Below are 23,983 nucleotides of genomic sequence, written 5' to 3'. Positions count from 1 at the left end.
ACTGGATGCACCAGCTCCATAAAGGGATAGCCGAAAGCCGCCGTAAGAACATACCTGTCATTATAAATCGCTAAAGCGGATCTTAGTAATTCCAGGCGGAAACCAGCCGTGAAAATAGAGAGATTTTTTGATCCCGAATCAAAAAATCAGCTGGCCCAGCGCGAGAAATCATCAGATTTCTTACGATGTGTCAGCTGTGCTCCATTTTCATGGCTGGTTTCCGCCTAGAATTACTTAGGTCGTGTCCGCGATTTATAATGACAGGTATGTTCTTACGGCGTCTTTCGGCTATCCCTTTATAGAGCGTCCCCCTCCCCGCCGCCTATCCCCTTGGCGCAATCTTCCCTCCGCCTGCCAGGCTGATTGTTCTTCCTGCGAGCCAGCTGTTCGCACTGTCCGCAGTGTCATAGTAAATGCTGTATCCTCCCGAATCTATATTGCTGCAGGATTGATCTGCATTCGTCAAAACATTTACGTAGGCGTCACCCGACAGTTTCCAGTCTGCATCTTCCGCCAGGGACACTTTTATGTATTTTCCTTTATTATCGCTGTTGATGCTGCCGCTGAAGCTGGAACTTTCTTTCAGCTTCAGATTCACGGTACTGATCTCGTCACAGATTATTCTGCCCTTCAGTTTTTGATCTATGGCAGTCAATGTCAGGTTTCCTCCGTTGCTGCCCGGGGTTCCCCAGTTGTTTATGTTGTTGCCGGATACTTTGGCCAGCACATTGCCTTCGTACTTTAATTCCGAACTTTTAAGAATTACATCCGCCTTTGTATTTGTCACATAGAACAGCGGCCCTTCTGTCCTGAATGTCAGCTTTGTATCAGCTGCTTTCAGGTTTGAGGCCCCTTCCCCTTGGTTTTCGGAGCTGCTCCGGTACAGCAGCACACCGTTCTCACCGGAACCGGATAGGTCACAGCCGTTTAAGACTGCTGTGCTGCCGCCTTCTATCATCAGTATCTGGCTGTCATCCGCACTGCCCTCCAGCTTTTCTGCTGTTACTGTCCCGGCCGCAAAGATGCATGGGCTGCCGGTACCGGACGACAGCACAGTGCCTCCCTGTACGAACACACTGCCGCTCTTCTCTGCCGCCACGGGCGCACAGCGGGTGCCGCTGGTGGTTACTTCTATATTCTCTGCCTTAATTCTGCCTCCATAGGTAGCCTTCAATCCCCTGGAAGAATTACCCGACGTATTGATCTTCACATGGTTCGCATGTATGAGTGCATCCGTCCCGGTTGCAAAAACTGCGGTCGCCCCCTCGGCCGCCGACGTGATCTCACTTTTGCTGATACTGGACTCGCTTCCTGCAGTTGTAGCAAATACCGCATTTACGCCATAATAATTGCTCTCATCCGCGCTGGACGTGTTCCCCGATTTTGTCAGCTTCCCGTCTGTCATGGTAAGCGTCCCTCCGTTCTTTACCAGCACGGCATTCTGGTTTTCGCTGCTGGTACTAATGGATTCCGATTCTGAGTTCTCACTCTTCCCGTCCACCTGCAGCATGCCGTTTAACTCAATGCTCCCCTGTGATTCCTCATCTATAAAATCTTGTTCCTGCTCTTCAACAATTACTTCCCCTGAATTTACTGAATCCGTATCTTTATCGTCTGTGCTCCCCTGATGGCTGCATCCGGTAAAGACATATAATAAAACCGCGGTCCCCAGAAGTAACTGTATCACCCTTTTCTTCATCCAACCATCCTTTCTGCCCCTTATTACCTCACCATTGTATGAAGAAAATTTGAATACCATGTAGTAGAATTGTGTTTTTTCTGTGAACTGGAAATGACTGTATTTTAAGCCAACGTGTTTGCACTAATGGGCAAACTGGCTCTCATAAAGATTCTTATAGAACCCGCCCACTCTGAGCAGTTCTTCATGGTTCCCCTGTTCAATAATGTTCCCGTCTTTCATCACAAGAATCACATCCGCTTCCCGTATGGTAGACAGGCGGTGTGCCACGATAAAGCTGGTTCTCCCCTCCATCATCTTCTGAAATGCTTCCTGTATCTTAATTTCCGTCCTTGTATCGATCGAAGAGGTTGCCTCATCCAGAATCAGCATAGGGGGCAGATTCAGCATAACTCTCGCAATACAGAGCAGCTGCTTCTGTCCCTGGGAAAGATTCCCGCCCTCCTCCTGGATCAGTGTATCATACCCGTCCTTCATCCGCTTAATAAATCCATGGGCGTGAGCGGCTTTGGCTGCAGCTACGATTTCCTCCCGCGGGGTGTCCGGGCGACCATAGGCAATATTTTCCGCAACCGTGCCCGACTTCAGCCAGGTTTCCTGCAGCACCATCCCATAGTTTGCCCGCAGGCTGTCCCTGGTCACCTCCCGGATATCATGACCGCTCAGGATAATCTGTCCCGCATCCACGTCATAGAACCGCATCAGAAGGTTAATAAGCGTTGTCTTCCCACAGCCCGTTGGCCCCACAATGGCGATCTTCTGCCCGGGTTTCACATCCAGCTTCAGATGCTCCAGCAGCGGTACATCCTTTCTATACGAAAAAGAGACATTCTCCAGCTTCAGGCTGCCGTCCGCCTGCCCCATAACTATGGCGTCCCCGGAATCCGGGATCTCGGGCGTCTCCTCGATAAAATCAAAGACCCGTTTTGCACATGCAAATGCATTCTGCAGCTCCGTCACCACGCTGGAAATCTCATTAAAGGGCTTTGTATACTGGTTCGCATAACTCAGGAAACAGGACAGCTGTCCAACGGAAATCACCCCGCCTATCGCCGTGAATGCGCCCACAATCCCGACTCCCGCATATACAAGCCCGTTTACAAACCTCGTACTGGGATTGGTAATGGAAGAGAAGAATATGGCTTTCAGGCTTACTTCCTGCAGCCTGCGGTTGATCTCATCAAAACGTTCCAGCGCACAGTCCCCGTAACCAAAGGCCTGGACGACCTTCTGGTTTCCCACCATTTCATCCACCAGGGAAGTCATCTCCGCCCGCGCTTCAGACTGTGCCCTGAACATGGTGTACGTTCTTTTTGCTATAAAGCTGGCTGCAAAAAGAGACAGCGGCGTGATCAAAATGACCACTAGGGAAATCCTCACATTGATAGAAAGCATAAAGATCAGCGTCCCGGCGATTGTCACAATCCCCGTGAACAGTTGTGTAAATCCCATCAGCAGTCCGTCTGAGAACTGCTCCACATCCGTGATAATCCTGCTGATCGTCTCGCCGTACTGATGGCTGTCAATGTATTTTAAAGGAAGGATTTCCAGCTGCGCAAAGGCGCGGGTCCTTACATCCTTTACAACACGGAAGGTAATCGTATTGTTGCACAGGTTCATCAGCCACTGCGCTGCACTCGTAATGAATATGACAGCGGCCAGAATCTTCAGAATATAGAAAATAGAGTCAAAATCCACCTGATTTGTTCCTATTATATAATCAATTGCATTTCCGGTCAGGATCGGTGCATACAGAGTCAGCGCAACGGATATCACCGCAAAGACCAGCGAGAGCGCCAGATAATGCAGGTATGGCTTAATCAGGCGCAGGATTTTCTTAATAGTACCGTCATGATTTCGTGCCATCTTAGCCCACCTTCTCTCTGGAAAGCTGCGAGTAGCAGATCTCCCTGTAGACCTGGCAGTTCTCCAGCAGTTCCCCGTGCGTTCCGCAGCCTGCAATCTCCCCGTCATCCAGCACGAGAATCCGGTCCGCATACATAATAGAGGCCGCCCGCTGGGATACGATAAACACGGTCATTCCCGATGTGTCTTCTTTGAGCGCCTTTCGCAGCCGGGAATCTGTAGCAAAATCAAGCGCCGATGCGCTGTCATCCAAAATCAATACCTGGGGCCGCCGCACCAAAGCCCTTGCAATCGTAAGGCGCTGTTTCTGCCCGCCGGACAGATTTTTACCGCCCTCGCTGACCATGGTATCCAGCCCTTTCGGTTTTCCCTCCACGATTTCCAGCGCCTGGGCCGTCTTCAGTGCCGTTCTGATCTCGTCATCCGAGGCATTCTCTTTTCCCATTTTCATGTTTTCCCGGATCGTTCCATGGAAAAGGACCGCCTTCTGCGGAACAACGCCGGTTGTCCCCCTCAGATCATCCAGCCTCCATTCCCTCACGTCCGTTCCGTTCACACACACTGCGCCTTCACTGACATCATAAAAACGAGGGATCAGATTTACAAGCGTAGACTTACCGCAGCCGGTTCCTCCGATGATTCCAATCGTCTCACCCGCGCCTGCACAAAATGAAATGTGCGACAGCGCAGGCTCCTGGCTGCCTTCATAGTAAAAGGTAACATCCCGCATCTCCACACGCGGCAGAGGATCTGCGGCAGATGCCGTTTTGGTTCCGTTCTGTATCGATCCCGCGCCATCCGTAATCCCCGGCTTCAGGTCAAATACCTCATTGATTCTGCCCGCGGATGCCATCGCCTTTGTAAAAGAAACGATGAGATTGGCAAGCGCCACCAGCGCCAGCAGTATCTGCGTCATATAGTTCACAAGCGCAATGACTTCCCCCTGGGTGATCCGTCCTGCCTGCACCGCGCCCCCGCCGTACCAGACAACGGCGATGATGCCCAGGTTCACCAGCACATAGGTCAGGGGATTCAGCAGAGCCGATATCTTTCCGACTCGCTGCTGAAACCGCATCAGTGTACCGCTTTTATCCTCAAACTCTGCTTTCTCCTGATTCTGTGTTCGAAACGCCCTGATCACACGAATCCCGGCCAGATTCTCCTGTGTAGAAAGAAGAACCTGATCCAGGCTCTTCTGTACTTTTTTATACAGAGGAATCGTCAGCATCATAATGCCATATATTACAAGGGACAAAACCGGCACGGTGATCAAAAATATAACCGCTACCTTCACGTCGATCGTAAATGCCATAATCATTGCGCCAACCACAATAAACGGGGAACGCAGAAACAGCCTGAGCACCAGATTCACCCCAGACTGCACCTGATTAATATCGCTCGTCATGCGCACAACCAATGTAGAGCTCCCTGCTTTGTCTATCTCCGCATAGGACAGATCACCGATATGGCGGAACAATTCGTGCCTTAGCCCGGTGCCAAACCCAACGGCCGCCCTCGCCGCAAAATACTGTGCCAGAAGCGAACAGCTCAGCCCCAGCACGCCGAAAACACCAAGGACAGCGCCCATCTTCCATATATATGGTACATTCCGGTGCCGGATTCCCACATCAATAATCTGTGCCATAATCAGCGGTACAATCAGCTCAAATGTTGCCTCCAGCAGTTTAAACAGCGGCCCGATAATGCTTTCCTTTTTATACCCGTTTAAAAACGGCAGTAATCTTCTCACGCTTTTTTCCTCCAAGTCCGTTATATTGCACGACTGTATTGTAACAGACAATACCTCTACTGTAAATGTTTCCCATTATTGTAACAGTTCAGACAAGTCTGAACTGGTTACTATTCACGGCCCGGGGGCCGCGCATAGTAACGGCATCTGGGCCATTTAAAGTCGCCTGGGGCGAGGGCCCAGATGCCCGGCTCCATCACTTTAATTGTTCGGATGCCGTGCAGCGGGGTGCACGGCCCCGTGAATAGTAACCTGAACTATTATCAATTTTTTATTTTTTGAGCACGTTTTCTCCATAAAAGTATTGACTTTTTAATCTTAAAAGAATATTGTATTAGTTAAGTAATACAACTACCATTACACTAAATCATGGAGGGATGTTTCATGGAACCACTCATCAAAGTTGAGAACCTGCATAAAATCTACAATCCCGGCGAAAACGAAGTGCGTGCATTGGACGGTATCGATCTGGAAATCGGAAAAGGCGAGTTTGTCGCAATCATCGGGCACTCCGGTTCCGGAAAGTCTACACTGATGAACATGCTGGGCTGTCTTGACGTCCCCTCTTCGGGAAATTACTTTCTGAACGGACACGATGTCTCTAAACTGACAGACAACCAATTGTCAGATATACGCAATAAAGAGATCGGATTTATTTTCCAGGGATTTAACCTGATTGCCAATCTCGATGCTGTCGAAAATGTTGAGCTGCCGCTGATTTACCGCGGACTTGGGAAGCAGAGACGCCGCAAGATTGCGGTCGAAGCCTTGAAAAAGGTCGGATTGGGCACGCGGATGAAGCACAAGCCAAATGAGCTATCCGGCGGTCAGCAGCAAAGGGTAGCTGTGGCGCGCGCCATTGCCGCACAGCCTCCGATCGTATTGGCCGATGAGCCGACCGGTAACCTGGACACCAAATCCACGAAGGAAATCATGGAGATTCTGAAAGGCCTCCATAAGGGAGGCCGCACCGTTATTATCATCACTCACGATGATGAGATCGCACAACAGGTCAACAGAGTCGTCCGCATCATTGACGGGCGTATCGAAAATGATTATCTGAATGAAGAAAGGGAAGGGGCATAATATGTTTTCCAAAAAGAAAAAAGAACAGGAAGAAATTTTAGACACCATTGATAACGATTTGACCGATGAAGATTTACTTTCCGGGGATGATTCCTACGAACTGGAAGATGCCGAAGCGGCGAAGCCCCCTAAGAAGAAGCTTCCTGCCTGGATCATCATCCCGGTAATTGCAGTTCTGGGCATAGTAATCTTCGCGGCCTCAAAGCTAACCACTGGCAGCGGCAGCAACCAGGCGACAACACTGCAGGTTGCTGAAGTCACAACAGGCGATATTAAAGAAGTTTACAATGCAAGCGGAAAGATAGAAAGTGAAAACACGAAGACCTATTATTCTCCCGTCACCGCACCCGTTGCCATCTGCAACGCTGTTGTGGGCAATTCCGTAAAGGCCGGCGATCTCCTGGTGAGCTTTGACACAACAAATTTGGAGCGAGACAACCAGCAGGCACAACTGAGCCTGCAGTCCAGCCTCAACGCATCCCAGGCTACAAAGGCACAAAATGCCAAAGCCATTGACGCGGCAAATGCGGCATCTGCACAGGCTGCAGACCAGGCCAACCGGCTGGCTGATAAAGTAAACGACCTTGCTGCTCAGGTTGACGCCGCTTATGCACAATATCAGGCCAACCAGGCAGAGGCAGACGCCGCTGCCCCGGAACAGGAACGCCTGAAGAAAATCGTCGCGGAACAGCAGGAAATTATCAATACCAACCAGGCAGTGATCGATGAAATAAATACTAACTACGCGGGACGCCGCGCTGATCTTGAGGCTGCACTTGCAAAACCAGACGATCAGAGGACTGCTGATGACACTGCTGTGATTAAAGCACTTCAGCCGATTTTCAAAAAATACGATGATGCAGCACAAGCAATCAATGATGCCCAGCAGATAATCGACGAGACGGCACCTGGCATCAATAATGATCCCGTGAATGATGCCGGTTATGCACAGCTCAAGGCGCAGTATGATGCAGCCTACGCAGAATGGGAAGCAGCTTACAATGCGGCCAACGCACCGGCCACAGACCCCGGAATGTCCTCCGCAGAGCTGGCTAACCTGGATATCAGCGACAACCTTGCCGAACTCACGGCGCTGACCCCCGCCGAGCTTGTGGAAAAGGGCCGGGAAGGCATGAAGGCCGACATGGACGGTGTAATCGCAGCCGTAGATGCGCTGCAGACCAACACAGCCACCCAGGGAATGGCCATGTTCACCATCGCCAGTACCGAGAAGGTTCGTGTAAAAATCGAAGTATCTCCCGATGACTATGAAAAGATGAAGGTTGGCAATAAAGCCACCGTCACCGTTGGAGACTATAAATACGAAGGGAAACTGACAAAGGTCAATAAAATAGCCGTTAATAATGAAAAAGGGAACCCGGTCATCGGTGCAGAGATCCATATCGACAATCCGGATGAAAACCTCTGCATCGGCGCTACAGCCAAAATCACAATGACCGTTGCGGAAGCCGACAATGTACTGGTTGTTCCGACGGAAGTCATCAACACCTCCTCTGAGGGCGATTTTGTCTATGTAATTGAGAACGGTGTTGTAAAGAAAAAACCGGTCGAACTGGGTACCGCATCCACCACACAGATCGAAGTTAAGAGCGGCCTGAAAAAGGGGGATAAAGTGGTAAATGATCTGAACGTAGATATTGAGGACGGCATGAAGGCTACTGCGGCGCCTGCAAAGGGCACGGGCTCCGATGCCGGTGCAGAAGCAGCGAAAGAATAAACGGACTGATTGAGAAAAGAGGACTTAATATGGGACAATTTTTAGAATACGTAAAAATGGCTCTTGATAATATCCGTTCCAATAAAGGCCGTTCCTTCCTTACGATGCTGGGTATCATCATAGGCATCACATCTGTCGTCACCATCGTTTCCATCGGAAACGGTCTGAAAAAAGATGTGGTCGATGCTTCAAACGAACAGAACAACACCGTCACGGTCCAGGCTAATTCCGACGAGGTATCGGACCCCAACTGCATTACGGGCGAAGATATTTCTTATCTGAAAACAACCCTGGGAGATTCCATACAGAGCGTATCCGCCTATTCGGGTACATTAGGATCCATTACAACCCGAAAAGGGAAATTTGATGCCTACGTAGGGCTGACAACTCCTGATTATGAAAACGCACAATACCAAAATCCTCTGGTAAAGGGAAGTTACTTCACGGATAATGATGTTGCAAATGCCAACAAAGTGTGCGTCATAGACGAACTGACAGCACTATACTTATTCGGTAATACAGATGTCATTGGCATGACCATCGAACTGCAGATAGACAGCAATATACAAAATTTTAACATCATCGGCATACGTGAGACTGCTCCGGAAATGATGGAAGCAGAAAAACAGTACCTGGCAATGGGAATGGATAAAAGTATTTCCATCGAGATGCCTTATACTGTCTCTGCAGACCTGGGAACTCCGGTAGAAGCTTTTGCTTCCGTCTCCATCACTGCTGCTGACAAAGACCAGGCATCCAGGATCGCAAAAAACGCGGTACAGATCCTGAATTCCAGACACCAGAATCTGGGCGAAACGCCATTCATCCAGCAGAAGCCAATGGATTTCTCCGATATGTTCGGTTCCATCATGGACGGAGTAACCGCCTTCGTAGCTCTGGTTGCAGGCATATCACTGATTGTCGGCGGTATCGGGGTTATGAATATCATGCTTGTATCCGTCACAGAACGTACCCGCGAGATCGGAATCCGCAAGGCCCTGGGGGCCAAGACAGGATCCATCATCGCACAGTTCCTCTGTGAATCCGCGATCATCTCGGGCATGGGAGGAATCATCGGAATCATACTCGGCGCCGCGCTAACGGCCCTGATCAGCGCCCTTGGAATCGGCGGCATCAAGGCTCAACTTTCCTTCCCGGCGATTCTGATTGCAACCATATTCTCCTGCAGTGTGGGAATCGTATTCGGCATCTATCCGGCAAAGAAGGCGGCCAAACTCAGCCCAATTGAGGCGCTTAGACGGATGTAATAATATTTATTAATAGATTTAACAGAAAATCCTGTGCGCTCTTGCAAAGACAGCACATGATTCTATACAACTTATTCACTAATCTCATAAAACGAGGAGGGTTTTCACATGAAAAAACAAAGTAAGCTTTTAAAAGTATTCTCTATCATCCTGATTGTCATTGGGGCAATTTCCCTCTTGTCAGGTGTGTTTGCTATCGCTATGAAATCAACAATGGATGCGACCTATGAGGCAATGGGTATCGTACCGCCGACGACGTTCTCTTATGTATATTCGATTATTGGCGGGCTGATCATACTGGCAGCCGGTATCATAGGTGTAGCCTATAAATCCAGAAAAATAGTGCTGATTATAGGAATTATACTGGCAGCATACTATGTGTTTAATATTATTTACGCTGCTATGACTACGGGATTCTCCGCATTCAGCCTGGTGGGGCTGATCTGGCCTCTGCTGTACCTCTGGGGGTGGTATCTTTCTGAGTAACGATAGGAGGGGACGCTGAGTGGAAGTGGAATAGGCCTCTTTCCGATGGGGGCGCGAAGTAATGGAACAGCCGTAAGCCTGACAAATGCACATATGCCGTTTTGGGGTGTGGACGCGAACCTAAGAAATTCTAGGAAGCCGACAGCCCCAAAAGTGGAGTACAGGGGACACATCACAAGAAATCTGATGATTTCTTGCGCTGGGTCCCCTGATTTTGTGATTTGGTAATCACAAAATCTCTCCACTTTTGGGGCTGTCGGCTTCCAAGAATTTCTAAGGTCCGCTTTAGCACCCCGAAACGGCATATGTGCATTTGTCAGGCTTACGGCTGTTCCATTACTTCACGGCCCCATCGGAAAGAGGCCTATTCCACTTCCACTCAGCTGGTGCATCCAGGCTGATGGGACTGTGTTACTGGTGGAGGGACTCTTACGGGGGAATGGGGATGGAGTTGGTATAGGTGATCAGTTGACTAGTCAGGAGATAGGGAAGGGACGTTTAAACAGGCATAGAATTGGAATTTTTATTTATTGCTTGGTTATTTTTTACAAGATTGTTGTATTATTGAGGGTTTGTACTTATAATAATAAATACGTGGGTTCTGTGTGTGGTGAAAACGTCTGTAGTTATTCTGGTTCCGGTGGGGAAACGGTATTATGTTACGATGATGACAGATGAGGATTTTCCTGTGAGGAGTATGCGATTATGACCTGGAATATTGCACCCGAAAGCATTTCTTTGGTTATGCTTGGGATTATTTTAATTTATTCACGAAAAGGCAGCCGTCTTCCAACTCTGAAGAACAGAATGTTTCAGGGATGTCTGATGGTTACTTTTTGTGCCATGCTTACTAATATCCTTTCCACAGTTATGATTTATTTTGATCAGATTGTTCCTCTATGGAGCATCTGGATCATCACGACTCTTTATTTTCTTCTTACCCCTCTTATGGGCCTGGCTTATTTTCTTTATACTATGGCCATTATTTATGTCGAAAGCCCGGGGTTAAAGAAGTCTTTTCTATTTTGTTCCATTCCCGGGTTTGGGTATGCTGTACTGATTCTGCTGAATCCGTTTACCAGGAATATTTTCGATCTGACCGCAGTGGAAGGTTATACACGTGGAAACCTGATTATCACAACTTATCTGATTTTCTATCTTTACTGCCTCGCATGTCTTGTTATTACTCTAGTAAATTACAAAAAGATAGACAAGGAGATTTCACGGATTTTAGCTTCATTTCCTGTGCTTGCGTTTCTGGTAATTATATTTCAACAGGCATATCCTCAAATTATTCTTTCAGGTACCGCCGCCACATGTGCTCTTCTTATCATTTACCTTCACCTGCAGAATAAACAGATCTCTCTGGATTACCTGACTAATCTTCCAAACCGGCAGGAACTTTTGAATATGCTTACCCTGCTGCTCACCCGCTATCCTGACAGGCCCTTTACACTTGTAGTCGTGTCGCTGCGCGATTTCCGGCTGATTAACAACGCTTGGGGGCAGCATAACGGAGATGCTTTACTGAAATCACTTTCTCAATTTCTGAATTCCGTTGGTCCGTCCCAGAATGTCTACCGTTTCAGCGGGGATGAATTTGCGCTTTTGTTTCCCAAAGAAGAGGACAGCAGGATACGAAGCTGCATCGTGAAAATACAAGACCACATGACCCACCCATGGGAGGTCAATGACTATCAATTCAATCTGTCGGCAGTCATGGGGGTGATCCGCCATACAGAGGCCGCACAGACGCTGGAGGAGGTCATAACCTCCATAGAGTACGCCGTTGTGCAGGCTAAAACCGGCAGATATGGACAGATCTGCTATTGTGACAGAGAGATGCTGTCCAAGCTGAAGCGAAGACGCCGTATCATACAGATTCTAAAAGACAAACTGGCCGACGAGAGTTTTGAGATGTTCTATCAGCCCATATATGAAGTCAAAACAGGTAAATTTCTCTATGCCGAATCTCTGATGCGGATGAATGACACTCCCATCGGACCTGTTTATCCGTCCGAGTTTATACCAATCGCCGAAGAGACAGGGCTTCTCATTGATATTACATACGTCATAATAAAGAAAGTGTGCTGCTTCATCAATCGGCTTCTGGATATGAAGATACCCATCGAATGTATACATGTGAATTTTTCAGCAATTCAGTTTTCCCAGCCAAACCTGGCGGAAAAGGTCTTGGATATCATTCACTGCTGCCACACTCCGGCACATACACTCAAGATCGAGTTTACAGAAAGCACCCTGGCAGAGAATCCGGAGATCGTAAGAGAATTCGCGCTGGAAGTGGAAAAACACGGCATCATGATGGGCCTGGATGATTTTGGCACCGGCTATTCCAACATCGCCACCGTCATCAGCCTCCCCTTCGGTACCGTAAAGCTGGACCGCAGTCTTATCTGCGCATCCATGGAAAACAGCACCTCCGCCCTGGCCGTCAAAAATATGGTGCGCACGTTCCAGGAGCTTGGAATGAAAGTAGTCGCAGAAGGAGTAGAAACCGAAGAACAGAAGCAGCTCGTCATAGACTTTGGCATAGATCAGATACAGGGTTTCTACTACTCAAAACCTCTCGCAGAGGAGGATTTTTTGCGGTTTTTGATGTGATTTGACTGGGGGGGGGGCGCCTGTCTCCCGTCGGATGCACCAGCGGTCTGTGCCGATGACTGCGGCACTGGAGGGGATGTCTACGGAGGCATCCCCTCCGGCCCCGCAGTCATCAGCACAGACAAGCGTCCCCTTATAAATCCGCCCCCGCCTGTTCCATTATTTTTCTGAGTTTTTTTATGTAGTATTTATAGTTCTCCAGTGAGGTGGATGGCGCCACCTGGTGGTCGGATCCCGGGATATAGCCGCCGCCCCTGATGACAGGCAGGATACGGTCGAATTCTTTGTCAATGGCCGCGGGGCCCTTTGCGATCTCCAGTTTGTTGAAGCTTCCGATAAATTTTAGCTTTGGAAATTGTTTTCTTACCTCTACGATGTCCATTCCCGCATTAACATCCATTGGCAGGAATCCGTCAACTCCGGCATCCATAAAGTTGGGGATCAGACGGGCAAAGTCTCCGTCGGTGTCTACGAAAACATTTCCAACGCCATGCTCCTTGAACAGCGGAATCAGCGCTCTGTAATAGTCTGCCACGAATTCCTCGAAACAGTCCGGGGATACCATTGGGCCGTTCTTTCCGCTTAAGTCCTCCATAAAATAGATGACATCCGGCTGTACGAGGTCTATTACTTTTAATAACTTTGTACGGTAAATCTCCAGTATGTAATCATTGATGGCGTGCAGCAGTTCCGGTTCATCATAGAATGCATACATATGGGCTTCTATTCCAAGCAGTTCCCGGGGTACCCAGAAAAAGCCCTCTATGTTAAGGCGGATAGAATAGTCCCCTCTGTCGTGCCCCTCTGCCAGATGGCCGTAAGCGGCTTCGATCTGCTTATCTGAGAAATATGCTTCCAGCTCTTTCTCTGCGTGCGATTTCAGATTTTCCCAGTCTTCCATGGTTTCTATGACCGGCTTATAGTCTAGCTCCAGGTCTGAACCGGTATTTTTGAGCACCTGCCGGCCGTAGATATCCTGCTTGATGATATGTTCCGGTGTCTCTTCTATGATCTTCTCTTCAAAGCGGCGGAAAGGAAGTACAAAATGGATTCTTCTGACTGGGTCAAAGCCCAGATACTGCTCATATTCCATAACTCCCTGGCCCCACTCTGCTGCAAGATACTTTTCGGTCTGATTTGCTTTATTTCCGACAATATTGTTTGTAATATCCTTGGCTCCGTCTGCAATCTCGGCGGGCATTCCCTCTTCTTTAAACCGGTTCGTGGTCAATACCCATGGATAGAATGTCTCCGCGACTGTGCCTCTTCCTTCGGGTTTCTGAAAATTAAGTGTAGCCTGTTCCCGTTCTCTATTCGTCATCTTTCATTCCTCCACTGTCATTATGATAGTTTTATTATAAAAGGCAGCCTGTAATAAAAACATGGAAATGTAAAACATTCTTTTGTAAAATCCAAAACCAAACCTTTCTCTCTAAAGCCTCAGGACCAGGAAAGATACATGATGTGAAGATGCACTGTAAAGGGACTTCCCCTCGCCGCATTCATATACTAAACCAGGAATTGCTTTCTGTACTCACGGGGCGTGCATCCCACCGCGTTTTTGAATACTTTGCTGAAGTAAAACTGATCTGTAAACCCCAGCGCTTCTGCCACCTCTCCAATGAGGCAGTCATGGCATTCCAGCAGCTTTTTCGCTTCCGTGATCTTCAGATTTATAATGTATTCGTTATAAGTACAGCCCTCATATTTCTTAAAAATTTTACTCAGATACGGCTGGCTTATCATGAATCTGCTACAGATTCTGATGATGCTGTTGTCCTCCGATAAATGGTGCTTAACATAGTGCTCGATCATGGACACCAGCTCCCGGCCTGAGGGCTTTTCAGAAGACAGGTACACTCTGCTCTGCTCCTTTTTCATTGATGCCAGGAGTTTTTGAATCCGGTCAAATAATTCCTCGATCTTGGCCGGTTCTATTGGTTTGAGCAGATAGTCAAAGCCTCCGTACAGAAATGCATCGTGAACATAGTGAAAGTCCGAATAGCCGCTGACTGCGATGCAGACCGCAGGTTTCTCTTCCTGCTGCCCAATGTATTTTATCAGTTCAATCCCGCTTTTTCTTGGCATTTTCATATCCGTAAGCACGACTTCCGGGTGGATCTCTTCGAAGATCTCAATTGCCCGGTCCACGGAATAAGCTTCTGCGATTACTTCAAAATCCCTTATGCGCTGCGAAATCGCCCGTTTTTCTGCTTCCAGAATCGCCGGCTCGTCATCTACTAAAAGCACTTTATACATGTTAACCTCCCTAAACTACTCGAGTTTCATTTTCAGTACAATCGTTGTACCTCCGGTATCATTCTGCCCCAGTATTTCATAGGAAAAGCCTTCTCCGAAGAAAATAGAAAGCCTGATCAGCGTCCCGCTCAGCCCCATGCCGCCGAACTGGAGATTGTCTGTGATTTCTTGGGAGCCGTGATCCCGGTAAAAGGTCTCAATTCTGCTTCTTACCAGTTCCACAGCCTCCTTGGTTACCCCGCAGCCATTATCTTTGATCTCCACAATCGCATATCCGTCAAATTCGACGACATAGATCTGGATAAATACGTGTTCGGATTCCAGAAGACTGTACTTGATTGCATTTTCCACAATGGGCTGGAATGTCACTTTCGGCAGCATAAAATAGTCCAGATTCCCGTCCACTGTGATCTCATAATCCAGCCTCTGGCGGTATCTGCTTTTCATGATCGCCATATATGCCTTCAGGTTCTCCAGTTCTTCCTGCCAGGTCACTTCCACCGTTGTATAATCGGACGCATACCGCATGATCTCGGACAGACAATAGCAAGCATTCGCCGCCTCCTCCCGCTCTCCGTTCTCGCACATGTTTGCGATACTGCCCAGTGTGTTATACATAAAGTGGGGGCTGATCTCGGACTGCAGTATGCCGAACAGCGTCTTGGTCTGCACATCTGCCATCTGCTTCTCCCGCTCCATGGATTCCCGCAGACGGGCCGCCATATCCTCAAAGGCCGTAACCAGAATCATAGTCTCCCAGTCCATGTCCCGGGTGGCCTGATGTTCTGTAAAGTTTTCCAGTTTTGTCCCCTGCATCCTTTTTACAAAGGTATCAATGGGCCGCATGATTTTCTTCGTCACAAACAGAATATACAAGATGGTAAATGCAATCAGCAGCAACGCCACAAGACTGATTCCCTGAATGGTATTCCGCAGTGATTTATACAAAATGCTCTCGGGCAGCACGATCACTGTCCGGCAGGGATAATAGTTGGAACTGGCCATGGTCACGATCTCTTCCCCCGTATCCTGGGCCTTCACATACTGCTCCGTAAGCTCGGCAAAATATCTGATCTTCTCTTTCGGCTGCTTCCATGTCACATCCGCATAAAAGAGATCCGCCTGATCTCCAATGAAAACCATCGTATTCAGATCATAACCGCTCCATTTTACATCGCATATATTCCTGAGGTAAAAATAGTTCTGCTGAACCTCAATATATCCTACGATTTCTTTGGATGGGGTTTTAATGGGTTTAATCTCCGTTATGACTGTTCCCTTTGTGGATGGTTCCCAGAAATCCGCCGCCGGACCCAGAAATACACGGCTGTCAGCCACATTAAAGCTGTATTTGTCCTCAATATAGGCAACCCTTGAAGCCACCTCTTCCCGTTCTGCCTCTGTGTTTCCAGTGCAGATAAAGCTGCCCGTCTTGTCATACACGGCAACACGGCGGATATCGGACTTATTTTTATAGGCATTAACCAGAATCCGCTTTACGTTCCGCCCGGTCTCCTGGTTCCAGCTCTCCGTAAATTCCACCCACAGCTCCAGAAAATGGGCGTTTGTCAGGACGTCTACCGAAGCCTGTTCCATATTTGTCAGCCTGTTATCAATCTGTTCCATTGTAGCAGCCGTTGTCTGTATCAGGTTGCTGACACCGTCGTTGTGGACGGTGTCTCTGCTGTACCGGAAAAATATAACAGCCGCCGCGGTAATCATCAGAATGACAAATACGGCATATGTAATAGACAGTTTCGTCCCCGCCTTCTGTTTTCTCATGTCCTTCGCCCATCTCCCGTCCCTAGCACTTAAGGAGGGCCGCCGCCGTCCGCAGCCCCCTCCTTATCTATCCTATATTTTAGTAATCAAATTCATCTACATTGGATGCATCAAATACAAGAGCATCTCCCAGTACACACTGTGAATCAACAATATCCTTTGCGCCAAGCCTTCCTGCGTCGATGGATGTTGAATCAGGTGTAATTGTTCCTTCTGAAAGCTGGTATGCCGTCTGTACTGCAAGATATCCAAGATCCATACAGTTCCAGAGTACACCGGAATTCAACGGATTCTCGTCGTCTTTGATGTAAGTCTTGAGTGCGTTCGGTGTTGCCAGCCCTGTCATGGAAACGACTTTTGCGTCCGGTTTACTGGATGCAGACTGGTACTGTGCCCCAAGTGCAGGTGTGGCCATGGATGATAGTCCGATTGCCGCCTGGATCTTATCCTCGCCTTCGCCCATACGTCCGATCAAAGTTGCACATTCGCTGTTCACCTTTGTCTCATCGGTTCCTGGATAATATACGTCGGTCTCTTTGTTTTTAATCTTCATGAACTTGTAATCGTCTGTCTCAAGAAGTTTATTGATTGCATCTTCCCATGCCTTCTGGTTTGCATCCGTTCCTGAACTTGATACGAGTGCGATATTGGCAGTTTTGCTGTCTCCGTAGCCCTTATCTTTCAGGTCGTTTGCAGCGCCGTCCAGAAGTCCTTTGGCTGCGCTCTCCGCCGTGATCTGATTTACAAATATGTCCCTGGAATCTTCCTGGGCATCTGCATCGAAGGTAACCACCTTGATTCCCGCATCCTGCGCTTTCTTCAGAGTCGGAGCAATCGCGGTGGGATCGTTCGGTGATACAACGATGACATTAACCCCCTGTGCAATCCATCCCTCCAGAATATCTACCTGTTTCTGGTTCGTCGCCTGGTCCTGGGAAGGCCCGTCATACAGAAGCGTAATCCCCAGTTCGTCTGCAGCCTCCTGTGCGCCTGTCTTACATGCATCGAAGTAATTCTCTCCCTTGAACTTCGGCAGCATTGCGACCGTCATATCTCCCTCCGCATCCTTACTGTCCGAATCCTCCGTCTTGGTGTCCGCCGGCGGCGTCTCCGTCTTAGATACGCACCCCGCCAGCATCGTGACTGCCATAACTGCAATCAGCGCTCCGCCAGTTACCTTTTTCATTAACTCTTTTGCTTTCATACATCCTCTTTCCTTTCCTTTTTATTGTATATATAATACTTGCGTATTACAATCTTTTTATAACGGGTCCGACTTGGCCCTCTCGTGAGAAGTTACTGTGCACTCCCTCCGGGCGTGCACAGTAATGGCATCGGCCCATTTAAAGCAGCCTTCGGCGGGGCAGATGCCCCGAAGCCGTCACTTTATTGGCTCCGATGCCGTGCAGCCATGGCACGGCCTGAACTTTATCCGTGTGAATCCACTTTAATAATCCGCTTTTTCTTCGTACGTTCTGTTACAATTGCACATGCGATCAGGGCAATAATCAGTACCGCCCCCTGTACGATGGTCTGTACATCGATCGGTATATTCATGACCGTGAGGCCGCTGTTCAGAGTTGCAATAATAAGTGTGCCGAGAATCGTTCCTTTCATATCGCCGACGCCCCCCATGATGCTTGTGCCTCCGAGAACTACGATTGTAATGACCTTCAGATTGAAACTGGTTCCCGCATCGTATTTCACGCTTGTAAATCTTCCCAGGAAAATGAATGCAGCAATGGCGCAGACAATTCCGCATAATGTATAGATAACAATCAGCATACGGTCTGTATTGACGCCGGAGTATTTTGTGGCATTGATATTCAGCCCAATCCCATAGAGTTTTCTTCCGAAAATGCTTTTCCCCAGCAGCAGCGTGAACACAACCGCCAGTATGATAAACAACCAGATCTGTATCGGGAGACCGGAGATCGATATATTACCCATAAACTCTGCAAAACCGTAGGAGTAAACACTGTCTCCCTTTGAAATTCCTCTCGCGAGCCCCAGAAACAGGTACATGGTTGCCAGCGTGGTGACCATGGCGGAAATCTTCGCCTTTGCGATGATCACCCCATTCAGCAGCCCGCAGGCCGCTCCTGTCAGCAGGGTTGCCGCAACCGCTGCCACGGTCCCCCATTTTGTATAGGCGATTCCTCCCAGCATGGCGGAAAGGATCATCGTATTGCCTACAGACAGGTCGATTCCCCCTGTGATGATGATAAGCGTCATAGGCAGCGCAACCATACCGATCTCCACAATGTTTCTGAGCATTACGTTGATAATATATGGCGCGGTCAGAAACGACGGGCTCTTGACCGCGATTCCGCTGAATATGACCAGCCAGATCAAAAACAGGGCTTTATTAAATGAAAACTTCAGTACTTTTTTCATTAGGCTCTCTCACCTCCTGTTTTTATCAGCTTTTCTGCCGGAATCACCCGTTTTTTCTTCAGATATTTAGCTCCGCTCACAACGACGGAAATAATGATGATTGCGCCTTTTACCGCATCTGACCAGTTGGGGCTGATTCCCAAATAGTTAATCGCCGGTGCAATCAGAGCCAGGATAAAGGCCCCGATTACCGTACCAATGATCTTTCCGGATCCGCCGGCCGTACTGGTTCCTCCGAGTACGACAGCGGCGATAAAGGTCATCTCCAGCCCGGTTCCCATTGTGTTTGTCACGCGCTGTCCTGCCGTGGCAATGATGATGGCCGAGATTCCAAACAGCGCGCCTGCAATGGCATAGGTAATTACCACTGTCCGGTTTACATTTACCCCGGCGAGCCTTGCGCCGTTGGCATTATTCCCAATCGCGTAAATCTTCTTGGAAAACTTGGAATACTTCATAAACAGCAGCGCGCACACTGTCACGATCAGACAGATCAGTACGCTTGCAGGTATGATTCCAAAGATCTTGGCATCAAACGCCAGCCAGGTAAAGCTTGCGGGCAGATCGTAAATCGAGCCCTCCACCAGCAGCGGAAGCACTCCCTGGAAGATCTGAGTTGTCGCAAGCGTTGCCACGATGGCCGGTATCTTCATCTTGGTTATGAACAGGCCATTCAGGGTGCTTAAGCCTGCTCCCATCAGCATCGCCGCCGGAAGGAGCCCTGCAAAGGGAACTCCTGCTTTCCCCAGAGCGGCGGTAAACAGGCAGACCACCGAGATCAGCGCGCCCGTGGAAACATCGATATTGGAGGTGATGATGATCATATTCATGCCTATGGCTGAAATCAGGATGTAGCTGAATGTATTCAGCAGGCTCATCATATTATTAATCGAGTAAAAATCTCTTGCCAGCACGCCCAGAAGCAGCAGTACCGCTGCCAAAAATACCGCAAGATAAAATTCTGTTGTCAGAAAGGATGCTTTCTTTTTCTTCTCAGTCATCTGTTAGCCCTCCTGCCTGTCTTTCTTAGATTCCAATGCAACCGTCAGGATCTTTTCCTGTGTTACATTTTCCCGGTCAAAGCATCCTGCAATATAGCCGTCCTTCATAACATAGATCCGGTCACACATGCCGATCAGTTCGGGCAGCTCGGATGAAATCATAATGATCGTAAGGCCCTTTTGCGTCAGTTCACTGATGATCTTATGTATCTCTGCTTTTGCGTTGACATCAACCCCCCGGGTTGGTTCATCCAGAATCAAAAGCTTCGGCCCCATTGCCAGCGCTTTGGATACGGATACCTTCTGCTGGTTGCCCCCGGACAGGTTCGCAACCAGGAAATCCGGGGCCGGAGCTTTGATTCCAACCTCCTTGATGTACGCTTCCCCTTTCGCTCTCTCCTTTTTTTCATCCAGAAAGCCAGGACCTTTGCTGAAGTTTTCCAGCTGGGGGAGTGAAATGTTCTGTTGAATGCTCATATCCACAATCAGGCCGTACTTTCCTCTGTCCTCCGACACATACACGATTCCGTCTGCCATGGCATCCTTATAACTGTGGATGTTCAGCTTTTTTCCTTCCAGCCAGACACTGCCGGCCGCCCTGCCGGTGAACCCGCAGATTGATTCCATCAGCTCTGTGCGTCCTGCCCCTGCAAGGCCGGCAAATCCCAGAATCTCGCCTCTATTTACATGGAAGTTGATATTCTCCAGAAAACCCTCATCATAGTATCCCTCTACCCGGAATATTTCCCCGCCGATGACAGTCTCTGACTTGGGATAATAGCTCCCCATCTTTCGTCCGACCATATCGGCCACTAATTCGTCTTTATTTGTCTCTGCAATATTTTTTGTAGAAATGTACTGTCCGTCCCGGACAACCGTCACTCTGTCGCACAGTTCAAAAATTTCTTCCATACGATGGCTGATATATACGATTCCAAGCCCGCTTGATTTGAGGTCATTGATGATCTTAAACAGTGCCGTTACTTCCCGCTGTGTCAAGGATGCAGTAGGCTCGTCGAAGATGATAATGTTCGCATCAAAGGTCAGCGCCTTTGCGATTTCAACCATCTGTTTCTGTGCCATGCCAAGTGTTTTTATCTGTGCATCCAGGCTTATCTTTGTATTCAGACGCTGGAAGATCCTCTCCGCCTCTTTCCTCATTGCACTGTAATCCAGCACCTTTATGATTCCTGCTTTCTTAGTCATCTCATGTCCAAGAAACAGGTTATCGAGCACTGTCATTTCTTCAAACAGACTTGTTTCCTGAAAAATAATGGATACGCCTTTCCCATAGGCTTCCATCGGATTGGCAAAGTCTTCTGTTTTGCCGTTTACCACCATTGTTCCGCTGTCGGCCTTGTGTACGCCGCAAACCACTTTCATCAGGGTGGACTTCCCGGCCCCGTTCTCGCCGCAGATTGCATGTATCTCGCCGCTCTGCAGATTAAAATTAATGCCGTTCAACGCCAGAACTCCAGGAAATGTTTTTACAATATCATGCAGCTCCAATATTGTCTGCCCCATGCTGTCTCCTCCTTCCTTGTACATTGTAAAATAAGTAACTGATTTTACGATGTACTAGTTTATAAAAATAGTACAGGATCTGCGGCTGAATAAACATGGAAAATCTAAATGGTTTTATATAAAATACAATCTGGGGTTTCTTCCCTTTTACGATTGCGTTATTTTTACTTCTTTACTATAATGGAGATAATAATCACTTTCTATGGAGGTTCCATTTTATGTGGAAGAGAAAAGTACTGAAGCAAAAGGCACGGTTTTCTGTGAAAATTAACTACTGGCGTATGATTGCAGTCTGTTTTCTGGCTGCAATGCTGACGACTGCCTACACTTCCTCTACTACGTTTCTCAACCAGTATGATCCGGAAACTGAAGTACATGCGGATACCGAACCAGCCGTCACCGGCGGCCAGTCTAACTCTGCAGTCATAACGGATACCGTAGAGCAGATTGCCGATACGGATCAGGAGGAAACGATTCTTACGCCCCCTGTCAGGACTGCTGCACAGCTGCTTATCGACATGTATACCAGCGGAAAGTCCGTACTCTTTTCCATATTAAAGACCGTGAACAGTATTTTTACCGATCACTCCTATCTCTCCTCGCTCTTTCTGGCCGCCGGCGCTGTTACAGCCATACTCTTTCAGTTTTTTATTGCAAACCTGATCCTGGTTGGCGAACGAAGATTTTTCCTGGAGGCACGGAACTATCATCAGACCAGAATCAGTAAAATCTTCTTCCTATATAAACTGAGATACATACGCAATCCGGCCTGGATTATGTTCTGCCGTAATGTGTTCCAGTGGCTCTGGAACCTTACCGTCATAGGCGGTATCATCAAGCACTACGAATACAGCATGATTCCCTTTATTCTCGCAGAGAATCCGGCCATTTCACGTAAAGATGCGTTTCAGCTGTCCCGGCAGCTGATGCACGGAAATAAATGGAGAATGTTCCTGCTGCACTTTTCGTTTTTAGGCTGGGAGATTCTTTCGCTCCTGACTTTGGGAGTACTGGATTTTCTCTATGTGAATCCCTATATGACCGGAACAGATACTGAACTATATATGGAATTGAGACGCAGCTATGTGCTGTCAAGGGCTCCGCACTACGAGGCATTCAATGATCCCATGCTGGAACGTGTTCCCTCCGAGGATGAGCTTCTGATCAGCAAGGCGCTTTACGATGACTCAGAGGGTCCCTATACCAAGATTTCATATTTTGCACCGGACCAGTATCCGGTGTTCCTGTATTCTATCCAGCCGCCTGAAAGGGCTGTCAAAGCCCCCATACAGGCCGACAAAAAATATAGCTTTGTGTCCTGCGTATTCCTGTTCTTCGCTTTTTCCATCTTAGGCTGGATTGTGGAGAGCGCAATTCACCTCATACGCGACGGAGTCTTTCTAAACCGGGGATTCTTATTCGGCCCGTGGATTCCGCTCTATGGCGTCTGCGCACTGATACTGCTGATCTTTATTAAGAAGTTTGCACACAGGCCGATCTTATCTTTTACAATGATGATGGCGGCTTACATGGCCATTGAATACCTGATGAGCTGGCTGCTGGAATACGAATTGGATATCATACAATCGGATTACACCGGTTATTTTATAAACCTAAATGGCCGCACATTTTTAGGCGGAGCCGTGTTCTTCGCGATGATGGGCTGTGCATTTTTGTATTATCTGGCTCCCAGATGGGAAGAAATGTTTTTAAGGCTGCCTTTATATCTCCGCATAGCTCTGTGCATCGTACTGTGCATACTTTTTGTCACCGATCTCATCTATGCCGCGCTGCATCCGGAGCTGATTTCCCGGCTTTTGAATCCGGGGACGATTTTTATGAGTGTGTGAGTGATTTTAAGATCCTCTGCTTTATACACGGGATGTGTTACATACTTGAATTAAGAAAGGACTATGATTATGAGTGAAATCTATGTAAGCAAGGAGCATTTTACGGGGAAACCCGACTGCTCCGGCCGGACTGACAAAGAAGCCCGCGTTTATGACCTGTTGGATCAGCTGCATATTACCTACGAGGGCGTTGACCATGATGTTGCACCTACGATTGAAGCCTGCAGGGCCGTGGAGGAGGAACTCGGTATTCTCCCCTGCAAGAATCTGTTTTTGCGCAACCGACAAAAGACCACATTTTTTCTTCTTCTCATGCCCGGAGAAAAAAAGTTTTTCACAAAAGACCTGTCTGCGCAACTGGGCATCTCACGCCTTTCCTTTGCGGAGCCGGAATTTATGGAGCAGTATCTGGGACTTACACCCGGTTCAGTCAGTGTGCTCGGACTTATGAATGACAAAGACTGGTATGTTGATCTGCTGGTTGATAAGGAACTCCTGGATCAGGAGTATATGGGATGCCATCCTTGTATGAATACCACAAGCCTGAAAATTAAAACCGGGGACATATTGAAGAAGTTTTTAAAATATACCGGCCATCGCTACCGTGTTGTATCGCTCTGATGAGGGGCGCGAAATGAATGGCCGTCTTTTTTCA

At 48.2% G+C, this 23,983-nt stretch carries 17 protein-coding genes; 7 read left to right on the top strand and 10 right to left on the bottom strand.

Annotated features, from left to right (window positions below; translation table 11 throughout):
• Positions 1 to 322 precede the first annotated feature (322 nt).
• The 3 genes from ARB69_RS16550 to ARB69_RS16540 all read right to left on the bottom strand — a co-directional run bounded on the left by ARB69_RS16550 (position 323) and on the right by ARB69_RS16540 (position 5,315).
• Positions 323 to 1,699 carry a hypothetical protein gene (locus tag ARB69_RS16550; RefSeq protein ID WP_055154357.1) on the bottom strand — a complete coding sequence of 459 codons (1,377 nt, stop codon included), beginning with the start codon at positions 1,697 to 1,699 and terminating at the stop codon, positions 323 to 325.
• Between the two features lie 123 nt (positions 1,700 to 1,822).
• Positions 1,823 to 3,565, bottom strand: coding sequence for an ABC transporter ATP-binding protein (locus ARB69_RS16545; protein WP_055154355.1), 1,743 nt, complete (start codon positions 3,563 to 3,565; stop codon positions 1,823 to 1,825).
• Between the two features lies 1 nt (position 3,566).
• On the bottom strand, positions 3,567 to 5,315 hold the full coding sequence (locus ARB69_RS16540) for an ABC transporter ATP-binding protein (RefSeq protein ID WP_055154353.1): 1,749 nt from the start codon (positions 5,313 to 5,315) through the stop codon (positions 3,567 to 3,569).
• 384 nt (positions 5,316 to 5,699) lie between these two features.
• Here ARB69_RS16540 and ARB69_RS16535 point away from each other — a divergent pair, with 384 nt between their 5' ends.
• The 5 genes from ARB69_RS16535 to ARB69_RS16515 all read left to right on the top strand — a co-directional run bounded on the left by ARB69_RS16535 (position 5,700) and on the right by ARB69_RS16515 (position 12,515).
• Entirely contained in the window at positions 5,700 to 6,401 is a 702-nt protein-coding gene (locus ARB69_RS16535; protein ID WP_055154351.1) for an ABC transporter ATP-binding protein, read from the top strand.
• A 1-nt stretch (position 6,402) separates the two neighbouring features.
• Positions 6,403 to 8,139, top strand: a complete 1,737-nt coding sequence (locus ARB69_RS16530; protein WP_055154349.1) for an efflux RND transporter periplasmic adaptor subunit — start codon at positions 6,403 to 6,405, stop codon at positions 8,137 to 8,139.
• Between the two features lie 29 nt (positions 8,140 to 8,168).
• The gene (locus ARB69_RS16525; RefSeq protein WP_025654851.1) at positions 8,169 to 9,407 is read left to right on the top strand and encodes an ABC transporter permease; all 1,239 of its coding nucleotides are present in this window, start codon (positions 8,169 to 8,171) and stop codon (positions 9,405 to 9,407) included.
• 108 nt (positions 9,408 to 9,515) lie between these two features.
• Positions 9,516 to 9,893, top strand: a complete 378-nt coding sequence (locus ARB69_RS16520; protein WP_025654850.1) for a hypothetical protein — start codon at positions 9,516 to 9,518, stop codon at positions 9,891 to 9,893.
• Between the two features lie 705 nt (positions 9,894 to 10,598).
• The gene (locus ARB69_RS16515; protein WP_025654849.1) at positions 10,599 to 12,515 is read left to right on the top strand and encodes a putative bifunctional diguanylate cyclase/phosphodiesterase; all 1,917 of its coding nucleotides are present in this window, start codon (positions 10,599 to 10,601) and stop codon (positions 12,513 to 12,515) included.
• A 133-nt stretch (positions 12,516 to 12,648) separates the two neighbouring features.
• Here ARB69_RS16515 and ARB69_RS16510 read toward each other — a convergent pair whose 3' ends face one another.
• The 7 genes from ARB69_RS16510 to ARB69_RS16480 all read right to left on the bottom strand — a co-directional run bounded on the left by ARB69_RS16510 (position 12,649) and on the right by ARB69_RS16480 (position 21,478).
• Positions 12,649 to 13,836 carry a uroporphyrinogen decarboxylase family protein gene (locus tag ARB69_RS16510; protein WP_025654848.1) on the bottom strand — a complete coding sequence of 396 codons (1,188 nt, stop codon included), beginning with the start codon at positions 13,834 to 13,836 and terminating at the stop codon, positions 12,649 to 12,651.
• Positions 13,837 to 14,024: 188 nt separating this feature from the next.
• Positions 14,025 to 14,774: a response regulator transcription factor gene (locus tag ARB69_RS16505; protein ID WP_025654847.1), complete on the bottom strand. Its 750-nt coding sequence runs from the start codon at positions 14,772 to 14,774 to the stop codon at positions 14,025 to 14,027.
• Positions 14,775 to 14,789: 15 nt separating this feature from the next.
• Complete coding sequence (locus ARB69_RS16500) at positions 14,790 to 16,556, bottom strand: sensor histidine kinase (RefSeq protein WP_055154347.1); 1,767 nt, start codon at positions 16,554 to 16,556, stop codon at positions 14,790 to 14,792.
• Between the two features lie 79 nt (positions 16,557 to 16,635).
• Positions 16,636 to 17,760: an autoinducer 2 ABC transporter substrate-binding protein gene (locus ARB69_RS16495; RefSeq protein ID WP_025654845.1), complete on the bottom strand. Its 1,125-nt coding sequence runs from the start codon at positions 17,758 to 17,760 to the stop codon at positions 16,636 to 16,638.
• A 224-nt stretch (positions 17,761 to 17,984) separates the two neighbouring features.
• The gene (locus ARB69_RS16490; protein ID WP_025654844.1) at positions 17,985 to 18,953 is read right to left on the bottom strand and encodes an ABC transporter permease; all 969 of its coding nucleotides are present in this window, start codon (positions 18,951 to 18,953) and stop codon (positions 17,985 to 17,987) included.
• Entirely contained in the window at positions 18,953 to 19,954 is a 1,002-nt protein-coding gene (locus tag ARB69_RS16485; RefSeq protein ID WP_025654843.1) for an ABC transporter permease, read from the bottom strand. Before ARB69_RS16485 ends, ARB69_RS16490 begins: the two co-directional genes overlap by 1 nt.
• A gap of 3 nt (positions 19,955 to 19,957) precedes the next feature.
• A complete protein-coding gene (locus ARB69_RS16480; RefSeq protein ID WP_044926439.1) occupies positions 19,958 to 21,478 on the bottom strand; it encodes a sugar ABC transporter ATP-binding protein in 1,521 nt (506 codons plus the stop codon).
• Between the two features lie 218 nt (positions 21,479 to 21,696).
• On the opposite strand from ARB69_RS16480, the gene ARB69_RS16475 reads away from it, so the two are divergent.
• On the top strand, positions 21,697 to 23,328 hold the full coding sequence (locus tag ARB69_RS16475) for a DUF975 family protein (protein WP_025654841.1): 1,632 nt from the start codon (positions 21,697 to 21,699) through the stop codon (positions 23,326 to 23,328).
• A 69-nt stretch (positions 23,329 to 23,397) separates the two neighbouring features.
• The gene (locus ARB69_RS16470; RefSeq protein ID WP_055154363.1) at positions 23,398 to 23,949 is read left to right on the top strand and encodes a prolyl-tRNA synthetase associated domain-containing protein; all 552 of its coding nucleotides are present in this window, start codon (positions 23,398 to 23,400) and stop codon (positions 23,947 to 23,949) included.
• Positions 23,950 to 23,983 lie beyond the last annotated feature (34 nt).

This window comes from Faecalicatena contorta, from assembly GCF_001404335.1.
In the GTDB taxonomy this organism is placed as follows: Bacteria; Bacillota; Clostridia; order Lachnospirales; family Lachnospiraceae; genus Faecalicatena; species Faecalicatena contortus_B.
This window is presented reverse-complemented; position numbering and strand designations above follow the sequence as displayed.

Excerpts from the sequence above, each read along its gene's own strand:
- ARB69_RS16550 (WP_055154357.1), bottom strand. The coding sequence starts at position 1,699 with ATGAAGAAAAGGGTGATACAGTTACTTCTGGGGACCGCGGTTTTATTA.
- ARB69_RS16545 (WP_055154355.1), bottom strand. The coding sequence starts at position 3,565 with ATGGCACGAAATCATGACGGTACTATTAAGAAAATCCTGCGCCTGATT.
- ARB69_RS16535 (WP_055154351.1), top strand. The coding sequence starts at position 5,700 with ATGGAACCACTCATCAAAGTTGAGAACCTGCATAAAATCTACAATCCC.
- ARB69_RS16530 (WP_055154349.1), top strand. The coding sequence starts at position 6,403 with ATGTTTTCCAAAAAGAAAAAAGAACAGGAAGAAATTTTAGACACCATT.
- ARB69_RS16525 (WP_025654851.1), top strand. The coding sequence starts at position 8,169 with ATGGGACAATTTTTAGAATACGTAAAAATGGCTCTTGATAATATCCGT.
- ARB69_RS16520 (WP_025654850.1), top strand. The coding sequence starts at position 9,516 with ATGAAAAAACAAAGTAAGCTTTTAAAAGTATTCTCTATCATCCTGATT.
- ARB69_RS16515 (WP_025654849.1), top strand. The coding sequence starts at position 10,599 with ATGACCTGGAATATTGCACCCGAAAGCATTTCTTTGGTTATGCTTGGG.
- ARB69_RS16510 (WP_025654848.1), bottom strand. The coding sequence starts at position 13,836 with ATGACGAATAGAGAACGGGAACAGGCTACACTTAATTTTCAGAAACCC.
- ARB69_RS16505 (WP_025654847.1), bottom strand. The coding sequence starts at position 14,774 with ATGTATAAAGTGCTTTTAGTAGATGACGAGCCGGCGATTCTGGAAGCA.
- ARB69_RS16500 (WP_055154347.1), bottom strand. The coding sequence starts at position 16,556 with ATGAGAAAACAGAAGGCGGGGACGAAACTGTCTATTACATATGCCGTA.
- ARB69_RS16495 (WP_025654845.1), bottom strand. The coding sequence starts at position 17,760 with ATGAAAGCAAAAGAGTTAATGAAAAAGGTAACTGGCGGAGCGCTGATT.
- ARB69_RS16490 (WP_025654844.1), bottom strand. The coding sequence starts at position 18,953 with ATGAAAAAAGTACTGAAGTTTTCATTTAATAAAGCCCTGTTTTTGATC.
- ARB69_RS16485 (WP_025654843.1), bottom strand. The coding sequence starts at position 19,954 with ATGACTGAGAAGAAAAAGAAAGCATCCTTTCTGACAACAGAATTTTAT.
- ARB69_RS16480 (WP_044926439.1), bottom strand. The coding sequence starts at position 21,478 with ATGGGGCAGACAATATTGGAGCTGCATGATATTGTAAAAACATTTCCT.
- ARB69_RS16475 (WP_025654841.1), top strand. The coding sequence starts at position 21,697 with ATGTGGAAGAGAAAAGTACTGAAGCAAAAGGCACGGTTTTCTGTGAAA.
- ARB69_RS16470 (WP_055154363.1), top strand. The coding sequence starts at position 23,398 with ATGAGTGAAATCTATGTAAGCAAGGAGCATTTTACGGGGAAACCCGAC.